The 4,881-nt window shown below is 73.4% G+C and carries 5 protein-coding genes; 1 reads left to right on the top strand and 4 read right to left on the bottom strand.

Annotated elements, in window-relative coordinates; genetic code table 11:
* From DQW85_RS47085 to DQW85_RS27560, 3 genes are all read right to left on the bottom strand, one after another.
* Window positions 1–175: DUF5682 family protein (locus tag DQW85_RS47085; protein ID WP_240197462.1), on the bottom strand; the 175-nt coding region annotated here is incomplete at its 3' end.
* Window positions 172–1,236, bottom strand: a complete 1,065-nt coding sequence (locus DQW85_RS27555; protein ID WP_113702818.1) for an ATP-binding protein — start codon at window positions 1,234–1,236, stop codon at window positions 172–174. The genes DQW85_RS27555 and DQW85_RS47085, both read right to left, overlap by 4 nt.
* The gene (locus DQW85_RS27560; protein WP_240197461.1) at window positions 1,233–2,579 is read right to left on the bottom strand and encodes a DUF5691 domain-containing protein; all 1,347 of its coding nucleotides are present in this window, start codon (window positions 2,577–2,579) and stop codon (window positions 1,233–1,235) included. The genes DQW85_RS27555 and DQW85_RS27560 overlap by 4 nt, the downstream gene beginning before the upstream one ends.
* An 86-nt stretch (window positions 2,580–2,665) precedes the next feature.
* Between DQW85_RS27560 and DQW85_RS27565 the strand changes: the two genes are divergently transcribed.
* A complete protein-coding gene (locus tag DQW85_RS27565) occupies window positions 2,666–3,898 on the top strand; it encodes an RNA-guided endonuclease InsQ/TnpB family protein (protein WP_205315450.1) in 1,233 nt (410 codons plus the stop codon).
* Window positions 3,899–3,942: 44 nt separating this feature from the next.
* Here the strand turns inward: DQW85_RS27565 and DQW85_RS27570 are convergent.
* The coding region (locus DQW85_RS27570) for an SWIM zinc finger family protein (protein ID WP_113702821.1) at window positions 3,943–4,881 on the bottom strand (939 nt) is incomplete at its 5' end.

The raw sequence follows: 4,881 nt of genomic DNA on the forward strand, positions 1-4,881 counted from the left end.
CGTGCGCGAGCAGCGCGACCGGCGGCTCCAGCTCCGGCGCGAGCGCCACGAGGCCGTCGGCCTCCGGCGGGCCCTCGACGAGGATCGCGTCGGGGCGCAGCCGCCGCAGCTCCTCCCGCACGGCCCGCGCCGACCCCGGACCGTGATGCCGCACCCCCAGGACCGAGACGTTCATGACACCTCGCGGCAGGCCCGGTAGAAGTCGCGCCAGCCCGAACGCTCGCGCACCACCGTCTCCAGGTATTCGCGCCACACCACCCGGTCGGACACCGGCTCCTGCACCACCGCGCCGACGATCCCGGCGGCCACGTCCGCCGGGCGCAGCACGCCGTCGCCGAAGTGGGCGGCCAGCGCGATGCCGCTGGTCAGCACGGAAATCGCCTCGGCCGCGGACAGGGTGCCGCTGGGCGACTTGACCTTGGTGCGGCCGTCCTCGGTGACGCCGGCGCGCAGCTCGCGGAACACCGTCACCACGCGGCGGATCTCCTCCAGGCCCGTGCCGGTCTCGGGCAGCTCCAGCGAACGGCCGAGCTGGGCGACCCGGCGGGCGACGATGTCGACCTCCTCCTCGGTCGTGGCGGGCATCGGCAGCACGACCGTGTTGAAGCGACGGCGCAGCGCGCTGGACAGCTCGTTCACGCCCTTGTCGCGGTCGTTGGCGGTGGCGATCAGGTTGAAGCCGCGCTGAGCCTGGACCTCCCTGCCCAGCTCGGGGATCGGCAGCGTCTTCTCCGACAGGACGGTGATCAGGGCGTCCTGCACATCGGACGGCATCCTGGTGAGCTCCTCCACCCGCGTGACACGCCCCTCGGCCATCGCCCGCATCACCGGCGACGGGGTCAGCGCCTCCAGAGAGGGGCCCTCGGCCAGCAGGCGCGCGTAGTTCCAGCCGTAGCGGACGGCCTCCTCGGCGGTGCCGGCCGTGCCCTGCACGAGCAGCGTCGAGTCACCGCTGATCGCCGCCGCCAGGTGCTCCGACAGCCAGGTCTTGGCCGTGCCCGGCACGCCGAGCAGCAGCAGCGCCCGGTCGGTGGCGAGCGTGGCGACGGCCACCTCGACGATGCGGCGGGCGCCCACGTACTTCGGCGTGATGCCCTCGCCTTCGCCCAGGACGTACGCGGTCACCGCCCACGGTGACAGCCTCCAGCCCGGCGGACGTGGCCGGTCGTCGTCCTTGGCCAGCATGGCCAGCTCCTCCGCGTACTGGTCTTCCGCGTGCGGGCGCAGGACTGTCATGAAAGCTCCTCCAACATGTCGGCACGGAATCGCAGCGCGGCGGCGACCTGCGACACGGCCGGCTCCGGTGAGAAGCGCTCGGCCGCCTCGCCGAGCGCCGGGTCGATGCGCTCCGCGGCCAGTTTGACCAGCTCGCCGAGGTTCCAGGGCTGGGTGCTCGCCAGCTTGACGATCTTGGCGAGCACGGCCGTGGCCAGCCCCTCGCGCCAGTGCGGCGACACCCCGCCCAGCACCATGATCAGCTGGCTGTCGTGGTCGTGCCGGCGCACGAACGCCGCGGCGAGCTCCTGCTGCTCCTCGGGCCCGAGAACGGTGAGCAGGTCGGCGATCGGGTCCCACGCGAACATCGCCCGCGCCCACTCCGGATCGCGCTGCAGGACGGCGGCCCGTACCCAGCCCGCCTTCACCTCGCCGTCCCACTCGGGTATCCGCATGGCGAGCAGCCGGGCGGGGGCATGCCCCCAGATCGCCAGCGGTGCCCGGGCGATGAGCTGCTGCAGCCACCAGGCGCGCTCACCGGTGCCCCGGGGCGGCTTGGCCCTGACGCCGTCGCGCTCCATCGCCTTGTCGCACGCCAGGGGAGCCTCGACGGAGATCACGGCGTTCGGGCCGGTCGTGACCGTGAAGCAGGCCGTCGCCCGCCCCGCCATGCGCCGGGCCAGGCGGGAGCCGGGCAGGCGGGTGAGGAGGTTGGCCGCCTGCTGGCGCACCTCGCGCCTGCGGTCGTCGAGCGCCCGCTCCAGGAACGGCTCGTCGTCCATCGACAGCCCGCCGGACAGCACCCCGACGAACTCGGCCCGGTCGTCGGGTGTCTCCTCCTCCCAGGTGCTCTCCAGCAGCAGTCTGGCGGCTCCGGGGTCGGCCGCCCTCAGCCCGCGCAGATGGGCCCGGCGGTCGGCGGCGCCGCCCAGCTCCCACGTCTCGCCGGTCGGCTCCTCCAGCAGATAGGCCCAGGAGGGGTGCTGCCCGGCGAGCCACCGGCCCCGCTGCCCGGCCAGCACGCCGAGGTGGGCCCGGATCGACCGGTCACGGCCGCCCCTGTCGAGCAGTTCGGGCAGCACGTACGGGGGCACCCTCCGGCCGGTCGCCGCCGCCGCGGCCAGCCACTCGGGCAGCAGCCGCTCGTACTCGCCTGCCAGGATCCTCACCAGCCGCTCCCCCGCCCGCCGGCCGACGGTGGCCTGCTCCTCCTCGGGCGCAGGCGGCGGCACGTCCGGAGTGACCAGCCGCCGCCCCGCGCGCCGCCGCGCCACCTCCACGGCCGCGTCCGCCAGCAGATCGCCCTGGTACGGCCTGCGGTCGGTGCCCACCAGGGCCGTCGAGGCCAGATCGTCCCAGGTCACTGAGCACCTACAGGCTGGCGGCTGCGTCCTTCAGTGCGGGCATGAAAGCCGGAACGGTCGGGCACGTTGGTCTCCGGGTTTTGTCGGTGTTGATCGGTAGGTTGATCGGCGTGTCCCGCTACCGGCTTTCCCCCACGCCTGCCCAGGAGCGGGCGCTGGCCGAGCATTGCGGGCATGCCCGGTTCGTGTGGAACCTCGCCGTGGAGCAGCACGCGCATTGGCGGCCGGGACGTAGGAGCGGGCCGGGGTTCGCCGAACAGTGCCGCCAGTTGACGCAGGCGCGGGCGGAGTTCGGGTGGCTGCGCGGCGGGTCGATCGTGGTGCAGCAGCAGGCGCTCAAGGACTTCGCCCAGGCGGTCGCGAACTTCTTCGGCAACACCCACCGCAAGCCGACCTGGCGCAAGCGCGGCCACGGCGAGGGGTTCCGGATCGTCGCGGTCAAGGCGGGCGACGTGCGCCGCCTCTCCCGCACCGTGGGCGAGGTGAAGGTTCCCAAGGTCGGCTGGGTGCGGTTCCGCTGGTCCCGCGCCGTGCCCGGGGGCGTGAAATCCTACCGGATCACCCTCGATCGGGCGGGTCGCTGGCACGTAACGTTCGCCGTCATCCCGGAGTCGATCCCGGTGCCGGGAACGGGCGAGGTCGTCGGTGTGGACCGGGGCGTCGCCGTGTCGGCCGCGCTGTCCACGGGCGAACTGCTGTGCGCGCCGACCCTGCGAGAGGCGGAGAAGGCGCGGCTGGTGCGGTTGCTGCGCAAGCTGGCCAGGGCCAAGCGCGGCTCGAACCGGCGGGCCAAGGTCAAGGCTGCGGTCGCGAAGCTGAAGGCGCGCGAGGCCGACCGGCGCAGGGACTGGGTGGAGAAGACCAGCACCGACCTGGCCCGCCGTTTCGATGTGATCGCCGTCGAAGACCTGAAGATCGGCAACATGACCCGGTCGGCGAAGGGCACCGTCGAAGCGCCCGGCCGCAATGTCCGGCAGAAGGCGGGTCTGAACCGGAGCATTCTCGCCGCCGGGTGGGGGCGGCTGGTGAGGCGGCTGGAGCACAAGGCTTGCGGCCGCGTCCGGAAGATCGACCCGCGTTACACGTCGCAGACCTGCAACGCCTGCAAGCACATGGCCCGGGAGAGTCGCGAGAGCCAAGCCCTTTTCCTGTGTGTTGCTTGCGGGTGGCGGGACAACGCCGACATCAACGCGGCGAAGAACATCAGAGACACCATCAAAGACACTGCCGTGGGGCACACGGTGGCCGCGCGGGGAGGCGCGCCATCGGGCGGGCCTGCGAACCGCGAACCTCAACGCGACCTCCTCCTCGTGATGTAGTTGCCGTTGGAATCCCCCGCCTTCACTTCAGGCGAGGGAGGATGTCAAAAGATCACCATCATCCCTTCCCCGTCCCACACCGTCAGGGGGCGCAGCCCTCGCGGCGTCCATTCGGCGGCGACGGTGACGGGACGCCCTCCGGAGACGGCGATCAGCCGCCACGGGTCGCGTGCCCTCGGATGCAACGGGAACCCGCCCAGCCCGGCGCGCCCGGGAACGACACCCGCCAGCACGACCGGCCATGAATCCACCCACGGGTCACCGGCCAGCGCCCCGGCCACCTCGTCCAAGGCCTCCTCGGGCGACACCCCAGGCGGCTCCCCTGCCTTTCGAACTCCCTCCACCTCCTCACCCGGACCACCCGGAACGGCCGGATCGCCGGAGCGGGCCGTGGTGGAGTGGCGGGTCGCCACCAAGGCGCGGAGGGGGGCGGCGCCCGGGTAGAAGGCGAGGTCGGCGTCGAGCGTGGTGCCCGTGACCAGCGAGGCGTCCAGCGGCTGGCCCGCCGGGGCGAAGGACAGCACGAGAGCCGCCCTGCCCGTCCGTCGCCCGCGAAGCCACACGCGGCGCGCCGTCAGCCTGTCGTGCACCTCGTCGCGCTGCCCCAGCACGTCCCAGTGGTCGCGCAGCACCGGACCGGCCAGCACCTCCTCCCGCGTGAGCGGGAACCCCGTCCGTATCAGGACCGTCTGCGCCAGGGGCTCGGGCAGCTCGAAGCGGCGCCGGTAGGCCACGGCGAGCAGGTCGAGCAGGGCGTACTCCTCAAGCAGCCGCACCGGCCAGTCCTCCTCCGCCCGCACCTGGGCCAGCCGGGAGACGACGCCGGCCACGCCGGGGGCCTGGGCGTCCACGAGGCGTCTGGCCAGGTCCGCCCAGTCGCGCTCGCCCGCCGCCGTCAGGCCCTGCCGGACCTGGTCGGCCAGCCACCGCTCCAGCTCGGCCAGCCCGGCCGCCACTCGCGCGTGCCGTACGGACCCGGGCCG

Origin of the sequence: Nonomuraea lactucae, from assembly GCF_003313395.1 — a bacterium.
In the GTDB taxonomy this organism is placed as follows: domain Bacteria; phylum Actinomycetota; class Actinomycetes; order Streptosporangiales; family Streptosporangiaceae; genus Nonomuraea; species Nonomuraea lactucae.